This is a genomic window from Amycolatopsis sp. Poz14, from assembly GCF_006704225.1.
Lineage (GTDB): Bacteria > Actinomycetota > Actinomycetes > Mycobacteriales > Pseudonocardiaceae > Amycolatopsis > Amycolatopsis nivea.
Genome location: NZ_JACLHD010000001.1, coordinates 5748109 through 5767117 on the forward strand (window position 1 = coordinate 5748109; position 19009 = coordinate 5767117).

The window sequence follows — 19009 nt, forward strand, 5'->3', positions numbered from 1 at the left end:
CGCGGCGCGGACCGTCGGCGGGCACTTTCCGGCGTCGAATCGGACAACTGAACACGGTGTTCTTCCGGCGGTTCCGCGGCGGCGGACGCGTGCATTCGGGGGAATAGTTTCCTGCAGCCAACGGAAATCGCCTCGATGTCCCGAGAAACCCTCGCCGGAAAGGCGATTTCCCTATACTGGTGTGCATGCACGATCTTGCGCAGCTGCGCGCCCTGCACGCAGTCGCCCGCAACGGATCCATCAGCGGGGCCGCGGATGCCTTGCACGTCACCATCTCCGCGGTTTCGCAGCGGCTGGCGAAACTCGAGCGCGAGGTGGGCCAGCCGCTGCTCGAACGGCACGGCCGGAGCGTGCGCTTGACCGATTCCGCGCGGTTGCTGGTGGGGTACATCGAACAGATTCTGCTGTTGCTGGGCGAGGCCGAGGCAGCGCTGGAAGGACAGAAAGGCGCGGTCACCGGAACGCTGTCCATCGCCGCATTCCCGACCGCCGCGCGAGGCTTGGTTTCGGGCACGCTGCGCGGCCTGCGGGAGGATTATCCGAATCTGCGCGTCGAGTTCACCGAACTCGAGCCGGAGGAGTCCTTGCCGAGGGTCGTCCGCGGCGACGTCGACATCGCGGTGGTGCAGGACTGGTTCACTTCGCCGCTGCAGATTCCCGACGTGCTGATGAAAGAGCATCTGCTGGACGACGTCACCGATGTCGCGCTGCCCGCCGGGCATCCGCTGGCCGACCGCGAGACGGTCGACCTCAGCGAGCTGGCGAACGACCCTTGGGTCACCTGGTCGGTCGGGCAGATGTGCCACAACTGGCTGCTCGACACGATCCGCGAGCACGGCGTTCAGCCGCGGATCGCGCACACCGCCGCCGAGTACGCGACACAGCTGGCGCTGGTGGCCGGGGGCAACGGCGTCGCGATGATTCCGCGCCTGGGCCGGGACAGCACCCCGTCCGGGGTCCGGATCGTGCGGGTCGAACCGGTGCTGAGCCGGCAGGTTTTCGCCTTGTGGCGCAACGAGGCGGTCCGTCGGCCGGCGATCCGCGCGGCCGTCGAGGCACTGGTGACCGCCGCGGCCCGCCAGTGACCGCCGACGAGCGCGACGGCGAGCGCGGCGGAAGGTAACAGACCGTGGAACCGGGCCGACCGAGCGATGCCGGCCGGCCCGGGGAGCGGGGCTAGGCCGGCGGCGCGATCGCGGACAGCGCGGCGAACTGCTCGTCGGCGAGCTCCAAGGCGGACGCGGCGTGGTTCTCCTCGAGGTGCTTGATCGACGAAGTGCCCGGAATCGGGATGACGACCGAGGAACGCCGGTACAGCCAGGCGAGCGCCACCTGCGACGGGGTCGCGCCGAGTTCCTTCGCGATCGACGCGAGCGGACCCTTGGCCGAGGCCAGGTCGCCCTTGGCGACCGGGCGCCACGGAATGAACGCGATGCTCTCGCGTTCGCAGTAGTCGAGCACCGCTTCGTGCTGACGCTCGGCCGCGTTGTAGAGATTCTGCACGCTCGCCACCTCGATCTGCGTGCGCGCCTCCTCGATCTGCGCGACCGTCACCTCGGAAAGGCCGATGTGCCGGATCTTGCCCTCGTCCTGCAACTCCTTGAGAACGCCGAACTGCTCGGAAGCGGGCACCTGCGGGTCGATGCGGTGCAGCTGATACAGGTCGAACCGGTCCAGCTTGAGCCGGCGCAGGCTGAGTTCTGCCTGCTGGCGCAGGTATTCCGGGCGGCCCAGCGGCTTCCACTTGCCGGGCCCGGGACGGCTCTGCCCCGCCTTCGTCGCGATGACGACACCGTCGGCGTAGGGGTGGAGCGCGTCGGCGAGCAGCTCTTCGTTGCTGCCCGGACCGTACGCGTCGGCGGTGTCGATGAACGTGATGCCCAGTTCGACCGCACGGCGGGCCACCTCGATCGCCCCGTCGCGGTCGGCCGGGTCGCCCCACACGTTCGGACCGGTCAGACGCATGGCGCCGAAGCCGCTCCGGTGCACGGCGAGGTCGCCGCCGATGGCGAAGGTGTCATCCATGGATATCCTTTTCATTTCCTGGTCAAGACCGGCTGGAAGCCGGTTCCGGGCGGCGTTGGGGTTGCGTCGTCGGGCCGGGCGAGCGCTGCACGAGTGCCACGCCCGCCAGCGCGACGGCCATGCCTGCGATCGCGTTCCAGCGGAACGGCTCGGCGAGAAACGCCATGCCGAGCAGCACGGACACGATCGGCAGCAGGTAGGTGACGGTGGACGCGACGGTCGAGCCGTCCTCGACCGTCAGCCGGAAGTTGAACAGGTAGGCGACGCCGGTGCAGAGCACGCCGAGGACGGCCAGCGCGAGGAACGCGTCCGCGCGCACCGAGACCGGCGAGCTGCCGGTGACCGGGATGGTCAGCGCGGCCAATCCGGTCGCTACCAGCAGTTGCGCGGCGACCATCGCGACCGGCTCGACGCCGGAGCCGGTCAGGAACCGCCTGGTGTAGACGTAACCGATCCCGTAGCAGACGGCGGAGGCCAGGCACAGCAGCGCGCCGCCGAGCGCGCCACCCGCTTCCCACGGCGAAAAGCAGAGCAGCGTGCCGGCGAAGCCGAGTACCAGCCCGGTTCCGCGCCCGGCGCCGACCGAGGTCTCCTGCCGGACGCCGAGCGCGATCGCCATCGTCCACAAAGGAGTGCTGGCGTTGAGCACGCCGGCCAGGCTCGAATCCACCTGCTGCTCGGCGATGCCGTACAGCAGGTAGGGGACGAAGTTGGCGAAGACCGCGGCGACCGCGATCTTCGCCCAGAGCCGCGGCGACCGGGGCAGGCCGAGCCCGCGCACCCAGCACAGCGCGAGCAGGAACAACGCGCCCAGGCCCAGCCGGACCAGCACGACCTGCCCGGGCGAAAATCCGCGCAGCGCCAGTTTGATCCACAGGAAGCTGGAACCCCAGAGCAACGCGACGACGGCGAGCCGCGCGAGGCTGGCGCACTTGATGGTGGCGATGACTGTCCTCCCCGAGATGCCCGCCTTTCCTTCCCCCGTGAGTCTGCCGCGCCGACGCTGCGCGATGTGTGAAACGTTGTGTGGTGAACCTTTCAGTGCCGCTTAAAGCTCGTCTCAGTGGTGCGAAACGCCCGCCGGTCCACGCCTGAAGTCCGGCTGCTCAGGCCGGGCCAGGCATTACGACAGCATTAGGTGAGACAAGCTAAGTGACGAGCTTTGCCTCCGCGACCAGGAGCACGTCTTCTCCTACACCCGTGCTGACGCCGGCTTCCGTCAAGCGGCCCGACCGCCGCCACCTGCGAAGCACACGACGCCCGTAATTGTGCGTCCCCACCACCCGGTCCAGTTCGGCCCCGCTCGGCGAACGCCCCGCGGCGACTTGCTTCGCGTAGTAGGCCCACATCCGTTTCTCCGCCGTCAACGCAGGTTCGCCGAGACGGAACGAGACTGTTTCACTGTCCGCCGCGTCGGTCTCGCATTCGCTGATTTGAAGCACGGACTGGTCCTGCCCGGGCGCGGTCACGGCGGCTTGCTTCAATGCCCGGTTCAGCAACTCGACCGCGAACAACAGCGCGATCGGCGGGCAAGCGGCCCGCGTGACTCTCTCATCACGACGCCACCCCCACAGCATGATCGAATCGCCGCGGGAACGGCCGTCCGGAGCGGCACTGGCCGGGCACCACGAACCGGCAGGTGCGAGCCCGAGCGTGCGCGAACACGGCGACAAACCACGGCATCACCTGACATCCGGCACGCGTACACAGCGAGGTAAACAACACGGACCGTTCGGCACCGTTCGAAACTCGGTCAAAACGACTGTGACCCGGCGGGTTCAGAGTTCGAATCCCTGGCGGCCCACTCTCGAACCCCAGGTCACCGGGCTCGGTGACCTGGGGCTTTGTGCTGTCCGGGCGAGTTTCTCGCGGGCTTGGACTGTCCATGCGACACGACTCCCGCGCCGACCACTTGCTGCGCTTCCCCCGAGGACCACTGCAGACCTAGACACTCCGTAGTTTCCCTTGCAGTGTCGGCACTGTCGCGTATTCCGCGTGAAACATCCGGGCTAGTAGTTCGCCTCCGTCAGCAGGGCCTGAGCGGACCGGCGAAACGCGGCCACCAGGGGTGCGCTGTCCCCGGCTCGGGTGGCGAGCACCACCTGACCTGGCTCGACCCCGTGCAGCGGGATCGAGGTCAGGTCGGGCCGGGTGCCCTCGCCGCGCAATCCGGCGGGAAGCATGGCGACCGCCTGCCCGGACGCGACCAGTTCGAGTACGTCCTCGATGTGGCCGGCCAGCGGCCCGTCGGGTGCCGGCGTGCCATCGGGACGGGGGTCGACACGCCAGAACGAGTCCCACTCAGCGGCGGGCAGCCTCGGCACCGGCTCAGTTGCGATGTCGTCGAGGGTGACTGATTCCCGGCCGCCCAGCCGGTGGGACCGGGCGACGAGCAGCACGCGGGTCTCGTGATGCAGGACGGTGACTTGCAGTCCGTCGGTGTCGAATGGGAGCCGCGTCACGACAGCGTCCACACGGCGGCCGAACAGGGCCGTCCGCACCTCCGCCAACTCGATGTGCAGTGTGCGCACCTCGGCCTCGGGGTGGTAGTGGCGCAGATGTCGTACCGCCGGAGTAATGATCAGCCCGCGCGTATGGCCGACGGTGAGCTGACTCGGCACTGCGGCCGCACGGGCGTCCGCCGCAGCCATCGCGGCGATCGCCAGCAATTGTCTTGCATGGGGCAGGAACGCGGCCCCGGCGGGGGTCAGGCGGGTGCCCTGCCGGTCGCGGTCGAACAGCCGAACTCCGACACGCTGCTCAAGGGTCCGGATCTGACGGCTCAGGGTCGGCTGGGTTATGTGCAGCAGTGCCGCGGCACGGGCGAAATGCTGCTGCTCGGCGACCACCGTGAAGTAACGGACCAGTCGGAGTTCGAAGTCGGCCGACGGCACTGCGTTGGCTGCGTCCACAAGATCGCAAGATAGCCCACTTGCATACGTGATGCCTGGAACGCATCACGGGATGCGAAACAAGCCTTGGACGCGCCCCCTGGGCAGCGGGGAGTGTGGGTACAGGCGAGGAGGACACCATGCGACTTATCTGCGGCGAAGAACACGCTGTCCGCGGGCAACCGCGATAATCGCCGAAATGTTTCGAACCGGGCGACGGGACCGGGATGAACTGATTCCCGCATGCGCGATAAACGCTTTGTCAGAAGTAATGTGGAGCAAAATCATCATTGAGTACCACGAGACCGTCGTTGTCGGTGGAGGTTTCGGCGGAATCTGCGCTTCGCACGGCCTCCTGGAGGAGGGCAGGGGCGACTTCGTCATCCTCGAGCGTGCCGGAGAACTGGGCGGGGTATGGCGGGACGATCGCTACCCTAATGCGGCCTGCGACGTCCCGGCACATTTCTACAGCCTCTCGTTCGCGCCGAATCCGACGTGGACGCGCAGCTACGCGCCGTGGGACGAAATCCTCGCCTACATCAACAAGGTGGCCGACGATCTGGGAGTCCGGGACCGCATCCGGTTCAACACCACTCTGGTGTCGGCGAGTTGGGATGAGCCCGCCGGTGTGTGGCACCTGCGCACCGCCGAGGGAGCGTCGCTGTCGTGCCGGTTCCTGGTCATGGCAAGCGGTTCGCTCAGCACCACTCGCGTTCCTGATCTTCCGGGGCGCGAGACGTTCCGCGGCGAGGTGATCCACACGGCGGAATGGGACGAACGAGTTTCCCTGGAAGGCCGGCGCGTGGTGGTCGTCGGTGCGAGCGCCAGTGCCGCGCAGGTCCTCCCTTATGCCGTCGACGTGGCCGAGAGCGTGCTGGCGGTAATCCGCACCCCGCCCTATGTGATGCCGAAGGACGAGCAGGTCTACGACGACGAGGCGCAGGCACGGTTCCGGGACGAACCGGAGCGGATGGAAGCTATCCGCCTCGACGCCGAACACAGCTTCAACGTCGAGGCGGAAACACAGGCAGTCATGGACGAGGCCAAGCTCGCCAAGATCGAAGGACAGTGGCGCGACTATATGGAGTCGGAGATCGCCGATGCCGGCCTGCGTGACCTCCTGACACCGTCCTACCGGTTCGGCTGTCGCCGGCCGGTCCTCTCCAGCACGTTCTACCCCGCCCTTGCCGACCCCAGGACCACCGTCTGGTCGGCCGGGATCTCGTCGATGACCGCGACCGGCGTCGTGGCCGAGGACGGGCGCGAATGGGACGCCGACGTTGTGGTTCTCGCGACCGGCTTCACCGCGACCGACATGTACGCCGGGATAGAGTTCCACGGTGAATCCGCGCGGTCGCTGAAGGCGGATGCGTGGCGCGAAGCGCCGCATGCGTACAAGGGCACCGTCGTCGCGGGGTTCCCCAACCTCTTCCTCGTGACCGGTCCGCACACCCAGGCGAGCGGGTCCATCATCGCGGTCATCGAGGCGCAGATGAAGATGATCATGGAATACATCCGGCTCGTCGACGAGAGCGGCGCCGTCTCCGTCCAGCCGTCGCAGAGGGCTCAGCAGAGCTTCAACAACTGGGTCGACAGCGCGATGGCGGACTCCGTCTGGGAGGCCGGTGCGTGCCACAGCTGGTATCGCCTTGGCATGGCGGGCAAGGTCGTGACCAAATGGCCCGGAAGCCTCGCGAGCTTCCAGAAAACGACCAGCACGGTCGATCTGGGAGATCTCGTGCTGAAGTTCGGCAGGCCTGGGGCCCCGACCCCGGTGGCCAGGTCTGCCGCCGACGCGCCGGTCGCTGAGGGTAGCGGGACACTCGTCGACCTGCCGTGACCTGAACCCCGTCCTTTCGAGAAAGAGTCGCCGGATGGCCTCGCCCGCGTTGGGCAATATTCGAGGCAGCACAACGGATCCAAGGTTTACCGACGCCCAATACAGGCGAAAACCATTGGCGCTCAGCTTGCTCCGCTGATGGACTGACGTCCTGCTGCGTGACGGAGGTAGCGGTTGTGACGGATTATGACGTGCTCGCCGAGGTGTACGAATGGCTCATCTCGGATGCGAAGTTGCCGCCGGCCGAGTTCGCTGCGTCGTTCGATGACGTCCTCGGTTTCCTGCCGTCGAACGCTCACGTCCTCGACTGTTCGTGCGGAACCGGACAGTTGGCGGTTGGCCTCGCCGGTCGCGGCATGCAGGTTGTCGCAACTGATGCCAGCGAAGCGATGGTTCGACGGACTGCGGAGTTGGCTGAGGAGTTCGGGGCATCCGTCCGGGCCGTGCGGGCGAGCTGGGAAGAGTTGCCCGACCATTTCGAGGACGGCACGTTCGACATGCTGTTCTGCGTTGGCAACTCGCTTCACCACGCCGAGGGCGCGCGAGGCAGGGGCGCTGCTCTGGAGTCGATGTCACGGCTTCTGCGCCCCGGCGGGCGCTTGGTGCTCACGTCCCGCACGTGGGAACGCGTGCGGGCCAGAGGTTCCCGCCTGGACATCAGTGACCGACTCGTCCGCCGGAACGGTCGCGATGCCGTCGTGATCTACCGCTGGGAGATCGCGCCGCGGTGGGAGGAGGAGCACCGCATCGAGATCGCGATCGCCCAGGTTGATGCGACTGGGTTGGTTGTTGTCCGCTCGGAAATGCTGTCCTGCTGGCCCTATCGGTACGAGGAACTCGAAATCGAACTGCACCGGGTCGGACTTCGGACGGAAATGAGCACGTTCGATCTTGAGGCCGAGAACTACATGGTGGTCGCGAGCAAGGTATAGACACCAGTCCTGGCCGGACACGGCGGCACGTTCGACGACGTCATCTCGTCCCTGGTACTGCAGTGCGCGGTCAGCAGGGGCCGGGTGGTTGTGTCGCTCTGGGCCGGACCCCGCCGCACCTGCGGCGGTCGCTGTGGAAAAATTCGCTCTGAGCAGTTCCCGGTGCTGTGCGGAAGGAACGAGATGACCAGCCCCTATGTTCGGCAGCTTCGGCGGGCCGACAGGCTGGGATCAATGCTGCGCGCTTCCGGGCAGTCTCATGCCGGAGCATCGGTCCGCGCGGGACAGGTGTGCGTTCGCGTGCTGGGGCACCCAGTGCTGGCTCCGCCGATGGCCGATTTCGGCTGCATCGAGGTCCCGGTCGCCTGCGCGGCCGCGACTCTGCGCGAGGGCGTGCGCGCGCGACATTGAGCGGCGGATCCGCCCCGTCGTCGATTCGTGCCCGAAGCCGCTGTCATACGACCGGCTACCCGTTTCCTTTCCCTGTTGAGGACTTTTCGTGAAGATGGACAACAGCCCTGCCCGGGGCACCCGTGACCTGCTCCCGGCCGTGGTGGCCACCCGCGACCGTGTGCTCGAGCTGATCCAGGGCGTCTACAGCCGCTTCGGCTACCAGCGGATCGAAACCCCGGCGCTGGAGCGGATCGAACGGCTGACCGCGGGGCAAGGCGGGGACAACGAGAAGCTGCTCTTCCAGGTCCTGAAGCGTGGCCTGAGAGACCCGTTGGCTGCCGACACGGCTGTGTCAGACCTGGTCGACTTGGGCTTGCGCTACGACCTGACGGTGCCCCTGACCCGGTTCTACGCTGCGCAGCGCGACAAGCTTCCCGCGCCGTTCCGGTCGTTCCAGTTCGGGCCGGTCTGGCGGGCGGAGCGGCCGCAGCAAGACCGCTTCCGGCAATTCGCGCAATGCGACATCGACTTCATCGGCGAGCCGAGCGTGCTCGCCGAGGCCGAGCTGATCGAGGCCACTACCGCAGCGCTGGACGCGGTCGGACTGACCGGGGCGACCGTGCGGCTATCGGACCGTCGGTTCCTGGCCGCTCTCGCTTCCGCCGCCGGCGTCCCCGATGCCGCGCGCGCCGGGACCTTCGTAAGCATCGACAAGCTCGACAAGATCGGCTGGGAGGGCGTCACCGCAGAACTCACCGGAGAACGCGGCCTGCCCGCCGAGGTCGCCGCTGCCGTGCGGGACAAGATCGAAACCCTGTCCGGACTGCCGGCGGACAAGGTCGCCGACACGCTCGTCGACACGGTGCCCGGTCTGCCCGAGCCGGTCGCCGCGGAGCTCGCCGAGACGGCGGAGTGCCTTGCCGCGCTTGACGGCGTGACCTGGGCGTTCGACCCGACTTTGGTGCGCGGCATGGGTTACTACACCGGGCAGATTTTCGAGATCGCGCACGCGGGCTCGTCCGGCTCGATCGCGGGCGGCGGCCGCTACGACGAGCTGATCGGCCGGTCGCTCGGCAAGGCGGTTCCAGCGTGCGGGTTCTCCATCGGATTCGAACGGATCATCAGGCTTGTCGCTCCCTCGGCCGTTGCCGACCGGGTGGCCGTGCTGTACGAGACAGACGTCCCGGTCGCCGACGCGTTGGCTGTCGCGCGGCGGCTGCGCGCCGAGCGCGGCGGCGTGGTGTCGCCGGTGCCGCGCAGCGGCAAGTTCGCCGCCCAGCTGACCCGGCTGGAGACCGACGGATACACGGGGTTCCTCGCGCTCGTTCCCGGCCAGGACACCGACGCGCTAGCCGTGCGCCCGCTTGGACGCCGTGGCTGACGCGTCAGCCACGGTCGCCGAGTGCCAAGGGTTGTCCGGATTCCGTCGGCCCTGCCGCGGCATGCAGTTCGCGTCACGGAGAACGCGAACGGAGCGAGCTGAGCCGGTCCTGCGAGGTCCATGGCGAGCCCGCGACGACCGATCAGCTGGCAACCAGCAGCGCCGGACTGCCAGCGGGGCAGGTGAAACACGTGGTCGGGCACGGCCACCTCCCATCCGGCATTGGAGGACTCGCAGTGGGCAGTTCCCCCGCTTCGCCGGGATGATCCGCGACGGCCTCAGGCAGGTTGCCTTGTGACCGAGTACCGCCTTGTCTCACTATGAGACAAAGTGACGCGCGCCACGAGTGCACGATGGTTCCCCCGGGAGCTGGCAGGGGCCCGGGGCACTGGACGTCAAAGGAGACGGTGGTGGCGGCTGGAGGCAACGAGACCATGCGCGACCTGCGGGAACTGTTCCTCTCCCGCGGGTCGCCCGAGGTGTCGGGGGTGCGCGACGTGATCACCGCGTCGTGGCGGCGTGCGCTCGAGAACCGGGTCGACTTCGAGCGGCCGGAGCCGCTTTACGTGTCCGATCGCGACGAGGAGAGCCTGCTCGCGCACAGTGCGGCCCCGGTGCTGGCGAATCTGTCCGAAGAACTCGCCGGCCATCCGACCGCGATCCTGCTGACCGACGCGAACGGCCTGGTCGTCGACCGGCTCAGCACCGATCGCGCGCTCACCGCGGGGCTCGACCAGATCTCGCTCGCCCCGGGCTACAGCTACGCCGAGGAGTCGGTCGGCACCAACGGCATCGGCACCGCGCTCGAATGCCAGAAATCGGTCCTGGTGTCCGGGTTCGAGCACTTCAACGGCGAGCTGACCGGCTTCGAGTGCGCCGGGGCGCCGATCGTGCATCCGGTTCGCGGACATCTGGCCGGGGTTCTCGACCTCACGTCGTGGGCCGAAGCGTCCGGCCCGCTCCTGCTGACGCTGGCGCGCACGACCGCGAAGCGGATCGAAGAAGCGATGCTCGCCAGCACCGGCACGCGCGAACTGGCTCTGTTCCGGGAGTACCTGGCGGCCTGCCGACGCGGATCGGGCGCGGTTCTGGCGGTGAACCCCGACGTCGTCATGGTCAACAGCCACGCCGAGGAACGCTACGACGTCACCGATCGTTCAGCGCTGATCACGCACGCCACGGATCTCGCCGGCTCGGCCAAACCCGCGACGGTGCTGGCCGATCTGCCGTCGGGCGTCAGCGCGCGTCTTGAGTACCGGCCCGTCTTCAGCGGCGACGCGCTTGCCGGCGGCATCTTCCGGGTCAAGAACCAGACCGCCTCGCGACGCACCTTTGTCCGCTCCGAGCTGCAGTTGCCCGGCCTCGCCGGCTCGAGCCCGGCGTGGCGGCAGGCGAGCGCGGCCGCGGACGCGAGCCTGCGCGGCGGGCAGTGGCTGGCGCTGAGCGGGGAACCTGGGGTGGGGAAGACAGCCATCGCCCGCGCCGTTGCGCTGCGCCACGGACGCAGGCAGGTGATGGTCGACTGCACTTCAGTGGACGCCAGCGAAGAGTGGGTGCCCGCGCTCGCCGAAGAAGCGGCCTGCAGTGATCCGCCGGTCGTCGTCTTGCAGCATCTGGACGCACTCGGCGACACCGCGTTGCCCGCGCTGGCCGAACTGTTCACCGCGTGGCAGAACGACCCGGCACAGCACGCGCCCGCCTGGGTGGTGGCCACCGTCGGCAGCGAACCTGCCGATCCCGGCATCCAGGGCGCGGTGATGGCGTTCTTCGCGCGGAAGATCGAGGTCCCGCCGCTGCGCCACCGCATCGAGGACGTGCAACGGCTGGTGCCGCATCTGCTGGCGGTGCGGGCGGGCAGCCGGTCGCTGTCCGCATCGGACGCCTGCGTCCGGCAGTTGATGCGACTGCCCTGGCCCGGCAACGTGCGCCAGCTCGACCGGGTGCTCACCGCCGCGGCGCACCGCGTGCACGGCGGCGTGCTCGACGTCGCCGATCTGCCCGCCGAATGCCGCACGTTCACGCGGCGCCGGCTCACCAAGCTGGAGACCATCGAACGCGACGCGATCGTCCGCAGCCTCGCCGCGAACCGCGGCAGCAAAGAACGCGCGGCCAGCGACCTCGGCATGTCGCGCGCGACCATTTACCGCAAAATCCGCGCCTTCGGCATCGTCGACGAAGCGGGCTGAACCCGGTCGCCGTTCGCAGGCAAGAGAAATTCCTGATGACCTTCGTCGGCGTCAAATCGAGGCCCCGTCAACCGTTGGTCGGAAATCGCGCCAAACGCCGCGAATCGTGAACACGAAATTGGCTGTCGCCCGCTGATTCCGGGCTTTTCCGAACCCGCCCTCGCAAGGTGAGCGAGGGTGGGTTTTTCGTATCCGGGGACCGGATCTCAGATTGAGATAGAACACCGGAGTTTCCCGGCACACACTCTGCCGGTCAGACGGACAGCGGCGGACCGCCCGCCGGTTCCAGGAGGCCCCAGTGAGCAGGCAGAGCCTTACCAAGGCGCACAGCAAGATCACCGAGTTGTCGTGGGAACCGACGTTCGCCACGCCGGCGACCCGGTTCGGGACGGACTACACGTTCGAAAAGGCACCGAAGAAGGACCCGCTGAAGCAGATCATGCGGTCTTACTTCCCGATGGAAGAGGAAAAGGACAACCGCGTCTTCGGCGCGATGGACGGCGCCATCCGCGGGAACATGTTCCGGCAGGTGCAGCAGCGCTGGCTGGAATGGCAGAAGCTGTTCCTGAGCATCATCCCGTTCCCGGAGATCTCCGCGGCCCGGGCGATGCCGATGGCGATCGACGCGGTGCCGAACCCGGAGATCCACAACGGGCTCGCGGTGCAGATGATCGACGAGGTACGGCACTCGACGATCCAGATGAACCTCAAAAAGCTCTACATGAACAACTACATCGACCCGGCCGGGTTCGACATCACCGAGAAGGCGTTCGCGAACAACTACGCGGGCACCATCGGCCGCCAGTTCGGCGAAGGCTTCATCACCGGCGACGCGATCACCGCGGCGAACATCTACCTGACCGTGGTCGCCGAAACCGCGTTCACCAACACGCTGTTCGTCGCGATGCCGGACGAGGCGGCGGCCAACGGCGACTACCTGCTGCCGACGGTGTTCCACTCGGTGCAGTCCGACGAGTCGCGGCACATCAGCAACGGCTACTCGATCCTGCTGATGGCGCTGGCCGACGAGCGCAACCGGCCGCTGCTCGAGCGGGACCTGCGGTACGCGTGGTGGAACAACCACTGCGTGGTCGACGCCGCGATCGGCACGTTCATCGAGTACGGCACCAAGGACCGCCGCAAGGACCGCGAGTCCTACGCCGAGATGTGGCGGCGCTGGATCTACGACGACTACTACCGCAGCTACCTGCTGCCGCTCGAAAAGTACGGCCTGGTGATCCCGCACGACCTCGTCGAGGAAGCGTGGAACCGGATCACGAACAAGCACTACGTGCACCGCGTCGCGCAGTTCTTCGCCACCGGCTGGCCGGTGAACTACTGGCGCATCGACGGCATGACCGACGCCGACTTCGAGTGGTTCGAGGACAAGTACCCGGGCTGGTACGACCAGTTCGGCAAGTGGTGGGAGGCCTACAACCGGCTGCGCTACCCGGGCCGGAACAAGCCGATCGCGTTCGAGGACGTCGGCTACGAGTACCCGCACCGCTGCTGGACCTGCATGGTCCCGTGCCTGGTCCGCGAGGACCTGGTGGTGGACAAGGTCGACGACCAGTGGCGCACCTACTGCTCGGAGACCTGCGCCTGGACCGACAAGGTCGCGTTCCGGCCGGAGTACGAGGGCCGCCCGACGCCGAACATGGGCAGGCTGACCGGGCACCGCGAGTGGGAAACGCTGCACCACGACCGCGATCTCGCCGACATCGTCCGCGACCTCGGCTACGTCCGCGACGACGGGAAGACGCTGATCCCGCAGCCGCACCTGGACCTCGACGACGCCAAGAAGCTCTGGACCCTCGACGACCTCAAGGGCATCCGGTTCGCGAGCCCGAACGTGACGCTCAACGAGATGACCGACGCCGAGCGGGAGCAGTGGGCCGCCGCCTACCGCGCCAACCCGAACGTCACCGTCGCCTGACGAGCCCGGGTCCCGCGGCCGGACCGGCCGCGGGACCCCGCCGGAAGAATCGAGAAACCCATGGGCGACAAGCACCGCATCTCCTTCGAACCGGTCGGTGTCGAGATCGAGGTCACCGAGGACGAGAAGATTCTGGACGCCGCGTTCCGCCAGGGCGTCCACCTCATGCACGGCTGCCGCGAAGGCCAGTGCTCGGCCTGCAAGTCCTATGTGCTCGAAGGCGACCTGCAGATGGAGCGGTATTCGACGTTCGCGTGCAACGACGCGGAGGTCGAGGAGGGCTACCTGCTGCTGTGCCGGGCGCACGCCTACAGCGACTGCACGATCGAGCTGCTCAACTTCGACGAGGACGAGCTGCTGAATTCGGCTCCGCTGCAGGAGATCACCGCCGAGGTCGCCGAGATCGTGCCGCACACGCACGACATCGTCGGCCTCCGGCTCGCCACCGCGAGCCCGCTCGAATTCAAGGCGGGCCAGTACGCCGAGCTGACCATCCCGGGCACCGAGGAGCGCCGGTCGTTCTCCATGGCGACCACGCCCGCGACGACCGGGCAGCTGGAATTCCTCATCAAGAAGTACCCGGGCGGCCGGTTCTCCGCGCTGCTGGAGAACGGCCTCGCGGTCGGGGACGCCCTGCGGCTGCGCGGACCGTACGGGAACTTCACGTTGAAGAAGGGCCACGTGCTGCCGCTGGTGCTGCTGGCGGGCGGTGCGGGAATGGCGCCCGTGCTCAGCCTGCTGCGGCACCTCGCCGAAACCGGCGACTCCCGGCGGATCCGGTTCTACTACGGCGCCCGGACCGCCGCGGATCTGTTCTACCTGGACGAGATCCGGGCATTGGGCGGCCGGCTGGCGGACTTCGGGTTCGTCGTGGCGCTGTCGGAATCGGCGGACGGCAGCGCGGACCTCGGGGTGGTCGCCGAACCGGGTCTGGTCACCGAAGTCGTCGAGGCCGCGGAGCCCGAGCTGCACCGCAGCGAGGTGTACCTGTGCGGGCCGCCGCCGATGGTCGACGCCGCACTCGATCTCGCGTCCCGGCAAGGCGTTCCGGACGACCAGGTGTTCTACGACAAGTTCACGACCTCGGTCAGTGACGACCAGTAAGAGGAGAAAGCAGATGGCGAGCAGTCCGACCGCGACACGCAGCTTCCCGAAAGTGGAGTTCACCGACTCCGAAGCCGGGGCGCTCGAATTCCCCAGCTCGAAGAGCCGCAGCTACAACTACTTCACGCCCGCCAAGCTCCGCGCGACGGTGTACGAGGACGTCACCGTCGACGTGCAGCCGGACCCGGACCGGCACCTGAGCCAGGGCTGGATCTACGGCTTCGGCGACGGCCCGGGCGGTTACCCGCACGAGTGGACGCGGGCGAAGTCCTCGAACTGGCACGCGTTCCTCGACCCGAACCAGGAGTGGGAGCAGACGCTCTACCGCAACAACTCCGCGGTCGTGCGCCAGGTCGCGCTGAGCCTGGAGAACGCCAAGCGCGCCGGAGCCTACAGCCACTGGAAGCCGGCCTGGCAGACCTTCGTCGCGCGCAACCTCGGCGCGTGGATGCACGCCGAGAACGGCATGGCGCTGCACGTGTTCACCTCGATCCAGCGCTCCGGCCCGACCAACATGATCAATACCGCGGTGGCGGTCACGGCCGCGCACAAGATGCGCTTCGCCCAGGACCTCGCGCTGTTCAACCTCGACTTGTCCGACTCGCTGGACACCTTCGACGGCGAAACCCACCGGGCGGTCTGGCAGTCGGCGGAGGAATGGCAGCCCACCCGCCGCGCGGTGGAGGAGCTGACCGCGGTCGGCGACTGGGCGGAACTGCTGTTCGCCACCAACGTCGTGTTCGAACAGCTCGTCGGCCAGCTGTTCCGGTCCGAGCTGGTCATGCAGATCTCGGCCGCGAACGGCGACTACGTGACGCCGACGCTGGTCGGCACCGGCGAATACGACTACAGCCGCGACCTCGCCTACACCCGGGCGCTGTTCCAGCTGCTCGCCCGCGACGGCGAACACGGCGCCGCCAACAAGGAGCTGTTCGGCGAGTGGCTCTCGACCTGGGTTCCGAGGTGCCTGGCCGCGGCCGAGGCACTGCAGCCGATCTGGTCGCAGCCGGCGGAGAAAACCCGCACGTTCGCCGATTCGCTCGCCGCGAGCAAGGAGAAGTTCGCCCAGCTCCTCGAGGAGATCGGGCTCGACGTTCCGAAGGAGCTGGAGAAGTGAGCGACATGCAGTTCGGTGCGCAGACCGAAATCTCGAACATGTGCGGTGTGACCCTGATGAACACCCCAGTCGGCCGGGTCGTGGCGGACGTGATGGGCAGCAAGGACGGGGTCGAGCTCGTCGAGTACCCGTCGATGATCCGCGTGGACGGGACCCGGCTGCTCGAGTTCGACTACGCCGAGCTGACCGACGCGCTCGGCCAGGAGTTCGACGGCTCGGTCTTCGAGGAGATCAGCTCCACCCACTACGGCCGGATGGTGCACCTGGACGACCGCACCCTGCTCTTCGCCAACCCGGAGGACGCCGCCGAGTACATCGGTTTCGACCTGCTGGCCCAGAGCTGAGCCCGGACCCGAACCGCGCGGCGGCGGGCCGAGCCGCCCGCCGCCGCGTTCCCACCGCAACGCACGAACGAAGGGCGAGGATCTCCGATGTACGAAAAGGATGGCGAGCAGTACTACGTCGTCGACGGGCATGTCCACATCTGGGACGCGCGGGAGTCGAACATCAAGAACGTGCACGGGAAGCAGTTCATCGACTGCTTCTACGACTACCACCGCAACCTCAGCCCGGAAGAGGTGACCTGGGACTACGACACCTACACCTATTACGGCACCGAGCGGTTCGTGAAAGACGTGTTCGGAGACGGCCACGTCGACCACGCGATCTTTCAGGCCACGCTGCTGCGGGACTTCTACCGGAACAACTTCGGCCAGACCGGCGAATGCCTCGACTTGGTGCGCCAGCACCCCGGCAAGCTGACCTACAACCACGCCTACGACCCGCGCGACGGCGAGGCCGGCCTGGAGCAGCTCCGCCGCGACGCCGAGGAGATGCGGCTCAAGGGCGTGAAGCTCTACACCGCCGAGTGGCACGGCGATTCCCGCGGCTACCGGCTGGACGACCCGTGGTCGCGGCGCTACCTCGAAGAGTGCCTGAAGCTGGGCATCAAGAACATCCACGTCCACAAGGGACCGACGATCCGGCCGCTGGACCGGGACGCGTTCGACGTGGCCGACATCGACCACGTGGCCACCGACTACCTCGACCTGAATTTCATCGTCGAGCACGTCGGCCTGCCGCGGCTGGAGGACTTCTGCTGGATCGCCACCCAGGAGTCCAATGTGTACGGCGGGCTGGCGGTGGCGATGCCGTTCATCCACGCCCGCCCGAAGTATTTCGCGCAGATCATCGGGGAACTGCTCTACTGGATCGGCGAGGACCGGATCCTCTTCGGCAGCGACTACGCGCTCTGGACTCCGCAGTGGCTGGTGGAGAAGTTCGTAGACTTCCAGATCCCGGCCGACTTGCCCGAGTACCCGCAGATCACCGTGGCACAGAAGAAAAAGATCCTGGGGCTGAACGCGGCCGCGCTGTACGACCTGGAGGTGCCGCGGCAGCTGCGCCTGCCCGCGGAGGCCGGTGCGCGATGACCACCGCCGCCCTTTCCCTGGACGAGATGGTCCTGTCGGCGCTGGCGACCGTGTTCGATCCCGAGCTGGACCAGCCGGTGACCGAACTCGGCTTCGTCCGCTCAGTGACGATCGACGACGCGGGCGTTGAAGTGCACCTGCGGCTGCCGACCTCGTTCTGCGCGCCGAATTTCGCGTACCTGATGGTCTCGGACGCCTACGACGCGCTGGCGGCGCTGCCCGACGCGGGCCGGATTCGGGTGGTGCTGGACGACCACCACGACTCGGCGAAGATCAACGCCGGCGTTGCGGCCCGCGCCGGATACGTCGGCACGTTCGGCGTCGAGGCGGAGCAGAGCCTCGACGAACTCCGCCGCACGTTCCAGCGGAAAGCACACCTCGCCGCGGTCGAACGATGCTGCCGCGCCGTGCTGGCCGGCGGCGCGTGGATGATCGAAGAGCTGCCGCTGCTGGAGTTGCTCGACCTGCCGGAGGACCGGTTGAAAATCGCGCTGCTGCGCCGGCGGGAAGCGATCGGGCTGCCGACCGACGCGCACGCGCGGGTGGTCGTGGACCACACCGCCGCTCCCATAGGGAAGCAGGACACCGCGCTGTGGCTGCGGCTGGCCGCCGCGACCCGTATTTCCATCGAGGGCAACGCGCATTTCTGCCGCGGCCTGCTCGCCACCCGGTACGCGGATCCCGAGGGGACCGCCCCGGTCGTCGTCACTTCGAGGAGCCGATCGTGAAAGCCGTCCAAGTCACCGGATACCACCGGAATCTCGAACTGCGCGAGGTCGAGGAGCCGAAAGCCGCCGGTCCGCTCGACGTGGTGGTCAAGGTGGGCGCGGCCGGCGTCTGCCGGACCGACCTGCACATCCTGGAAGGCCAGTGGGCGGAGAAGTCCGGCGTCGCGCTGCCTTACACGATCGGGCACGAGAACGCCGGCTGGGTGCACGCCGTCGGCGACGCGGTCACCAATGTTGCGGTGGGGGACAAGGTGATCCTCCACCCGCTGATCACCTGCGGGTTGTGCCGCGCCTGCCGGCTCGGCGACGACGTGCACTGCGAGCAGTCGGCTTTCCCCGGGATCGACACGAACGGCGGGTACGCGGAATACCTCCGCACGTCCGCGCGGTCGTGCGTGAAACTGGCGGACAGTCTCGAACCCGCCGACGTGGCCGCGCTCGCCGACGCCGGGCTCACCGCCCAGCACGCGGCCGCGAAGGCGGCGCGACAGCTGCGACCCGGCGACGTCTGCGTGATCATCGGCGCCGGCGGGCTCGGCCACATCGGCATCCAGTGCCTGAAAGCGATGAGCGCGGCGACGCTCGTCGTGCTCGACCGCAACCCGGCCGCCCTGGAGCTGGCCAAGGAAATCGGCGCGGACGTCACGATCGTCGCCGACGGGTCCCAAGTGGACGCGGTGCTGGACCTGACCGGCGGCCACGGCGCGGAAGCGGTGGTGGACTTCGTCGGCGAGGGCGGCGCGACCGCCGAAGGCGTGCGGATGCTGCGACGCGCGGGAAGCTACTACGTCGTCGGCTACGGCGAGAACATCGACGTGCCCACGATCGACATCATTTCCACCGAGATCAACTTCGTCGGCAATCTCGTCGGCTCGTACACCGACCTGCAGGACCTGATGGTGCTGGCCGCGCAGGGCAGCGTGAAGCTGCACACGGCGCGGTACCGGCTGGACGACTTCCAGCAGGCGATCGACGATCTCAGCGCCGGCCGGGTCCGCGGCCGCGCGATCCTCATTCCCTGAAACCGCAAGGAAAGGACGGAG

17 protein-coding genes are annotated in these 19009 nt (G+C 67.8%); 13 read left to right on the forward strand and 4 right to left on the reverse strand.

What is annotated here, in order from left to right; genetic code table 11:
- The first annotated feature begins 185 nt into the window (after window positions 1-185).
- Window positions 186-1085, forward strand: a complete 900-nt coding sequence (locus FKO37_RS27230) for a LysR family transcriptional regulator (protein WP_134728378.1) — start codon at window positions 186-188, stop codon at window positions 1083-1085.
- Between the two features lie 91 nt (window positions 1086-1176).
- On the opposite strand, the gene FKO37_RS27235 is transcribed toward FKO37_RS27230, so the two are convergent.
- From FKO37_RS27235 to FKO37_RS27250, 4 genes are all read right to left on the reverse strand, one after another.
- Complete coding sequence (locus FKO37_RS27235) at window positions 1177-2025, reverse strand: aldo/keto reductase (RefSeq protein ID WP_238606335.1); 849 nt, start codon at window positions 2023-2025, stop codon at window positions 1177-1179.
- Between the two features lie 22 nt (window positions 2026-2047).
- Window positions 2048-2923, reverse strand: coding sequence for a DMT family transporter (locus tag FKO37_RS27240; protein WP_238606336.1), 876 nt, complete (start codon window positions 2921-2923; stop codon window positions 2048-2050).
- Window positions 2924-3173: 250 nt separating this feature from the next.
- Window positions 3174-3539 carry a hypothetical protein gene (locus FKO37_RS27245; RefSeq protein ID WP_134736016.1) on the reverse strand — a complete coding sequence of 122 codons (366 nt, stop codon included), beginning with the start codon at window positions 3537-3539 and terminating at the stop codon, window positions 3174-3176.
- A gap of 495 nt (window positions 3540-4034) precedes the next feature.
- On the reverse strand, window positions 4035-4937 hold the full coding sequence (locus FKO37_RS27250; protein ID WP_037806032.1) for a LysR family transcriptional regulator: 903 nt from the start codon (window positions 4935-4937) through the stop codon (window positions 4035-4037).
- Window positions 4938-5187: 250 nt separating this feature from the next.
- Between FKO37_RS27250 and FKO37_RS27255 the strand changes: the two genes are divergently transcribed.
- The 12 genes from FKO37_RS27255 to FKO37_RS27310 all read left to right on the forward strand — a co-directional run bounded on the left by FKO37_RS27255 (window position 5188) and on the right by FKO37_RS27310 (window position 18988).
- Entirely contained in the window at window positions 5188-6756 is a 1569-nt protein-coding gene (locus tag FKO37_RS27255) for an NAD(P)/FAD-dependent oxidoreductase (protein ID WP_238606337.1), read from the forward strand.
- Window positions 6757-6932: 176 nt separating this feature from the next.
- On the forward strand, window positions 6933-7688 hold the full coding sequence (locus FKO37_RS27260; RefSeq protein WP_037806033.1) for a class I SAM-dependent methyltransferase: 756 nt from the start codon (window positions 6933-6935) through the stop codon (window positions 7686-7688).
- 234 nt (window positions 7689-7922) lie between these two features.
- On the forward strand, window positions 7923-8099 hold the full coding sequence (locus tag FKO37_RS27265; RefSeq protein WP_158714381.1) for a hypothetical protein: 177 nt from the start codon (window positions 7923-7925) through the stop codon (window positions 8097-8099).
- Window positions 8100-8193: 94 nt separating this feature from the next.
- Window positions 8194-9462, forward strand: coding sequence for a HisS family protein (locus tag FKO37_RS27270; protein ID WP_037806625.1), 1269 nt, complete (start codon window positions 8194-8196; stop codon window positions 9460-9462).
- A 410-nt stretch (window positions 9463-9872) separates the two neighbouring features.
- Window positions 9873-11648, forward strand: coding sequence for a sigma-54-dependent Fis family transcriptional regulator (locus tag FKO37_RS27275; RefSeq protein ID WP_238606338.1), 1776 nt, complete (start codon window positions 9873-9875; stop codon window positions 11646-11648).
- A gap of 298 nt (window positions 11649-11946) precedes the next feature.
- A complete protein-coding gene (locus tag FKO37_RS27280) occupies window positions 11947-13584 on the forward strand; it encodes a methane monooxygenase (protein ID WP_037806035.1) in 1638 nt (545 codons plus the stop codon).
- A gap of 60 nt (window positions 13585-13644) precedes the next feature.
- Complete coding sequence (locus FKO37_RS27285) at window positions 13645-14688, forward strand: FAD-binding oxidoreductase (protein WP_238606339.1); 1044 nt, start codon at window positions 13645-13647, stop codon at window positions 14686-14688.
- A gap of 13 nt (window positions 14689-14701) precedes the next feature.
- Window positions 14702-15805 carry an aromatic/alkene monooxygenase hydroxylase subunit beta gene (locus FKO37_RS27290; RefSeq protein ID WP_134728373.1) on the forward strand — a complete coding sequence of 368 codons (1104 nt, stop codon included), beginning with the start codon at window positions 14702-14704 and terminating at the stop codon, window positions 15803-15805.
- A 5-nt stretch (window positions 15806-15810) separates the two neighbouring features.
- The gene (mimD, locus tag FKO37_RS27295; protein WP_081685137.1) at window positions 15811-16149 is read left to right on the forward strand and encodes a propane 2-monooxygenase effector subunit MimD; all 339 of its coding nucleotides are present in this window, start codon (window positions 15811-15813) and stop codon (window positions 16147-16149) included.
- A gap of 87 nt (window positions 16150-16236) precedes the next feature.
- Entirely contained in the window at window positions 16237-17238 is a 1002-nt protein-coding gene (locus tag FKO37_RS27300) for an amidohydrolase family protein (protein ID WP_134728372.1), read from the forward strand.
- Window positions 17235-17966 carry an iron-sulfur cluster assembly protein gene (locus tag FKO37_RS27305; protein WP_037806043.1) on the forward strand — a complete coding sequence of 244 codons (732 nt, stop codon included), beginning with the start codon at window positions 17235-17237 and terminating at the stop codon, window positions 17964-17966. The genes FKO37_RS27300 and FKO37_RS27305 overlap by 4 nt, the downstream gene beginning before the upstream one ends.
- Window positions 17963-18988, forward strand: coding sequence for an NAD(P)-dependent alcohol dehydrogenase (locus FKO37_RS27310; RefSeq protein WP_037806045.1), 1026 nt, complete (start codon window positions 17963-17965; stop codon window positions 18986-18988). The genes FKO37_RS27305 and FKO37_RS27310 overlap by 4 nt, the downstream gene beginning before the upstream one ends.
- Window positions 18989-19009: the final 21 nt, after the last annotated feature.

Coding starts and splice junctions, on each gene's coding strand:
- FKO37_RS27305 (WP_037806043.1), top strand. CDS start 17,235: ATGACCACCGCCGCCCTTTCCCTGGACGAGATGGTCCTGTCGGCGCTG.
- FKO37_RS27285 (WP_238606339.1), top strand. CDS start 13,645: ATGGGCGACAAGCACCGCATCTCCTTCGAACCGGTCGGTGTCGAGATC.
- FKO37_RS27290 (WP_134728373.1), top strand. CDS start 14,702: ATGGCGAGCAGTCCGACCGCGACACGCAGCTTCCCGAAAGTGGAGTTC.
- FKO37_RS27230 (WP_134728378.1), top strand. CDS start 186: ATGCACGATCTTGCGCAGCTGCGCGCCCTGCACGCAGTCGCCCGCAAC.
- FKO37_RS27235 (WP_238606335.1), bottom strand. CDS start 2,025: ATGGATGACACCTTCGCCATCGGCGGCGACCTCGCCGTGCACCGGAGC.
- FKO37_RS27265 (WP_158714381.1), top strand. CDS start 7,923: ATGCTGCGCGCTTCCGGGCAGTCTCATGCCGGAGCATCGGTCCGCGCG.
- FKO37_RS27255 (WP_238606337.1), top strand. CDS start 5,188: ATGTGGAGCAAAATCATCATTGAGTACCACGAGACCGTCGTTGTCGGT.
- mimD (WP_081685137.1), top strand. CDS start 15,811: ATGCAGTTCGGTGCGCAGACCGAAATCTCGAACATGTGCGGTGTGACC.
- FKO37_RS27270 (WP_037806625.1), top strand. CDS start 8,194: ATGGACAACAGCCCTGCCCGGGGCACCCGTGACCTGCTCCCGGCCGTG.
- FKO37_RS27300 (WP_134728372.1), top strand. CDS start 16,237: ATGTACGAAAAGGATGGCGAGCAGTACTACGTCGTCGACGGGCATGTC.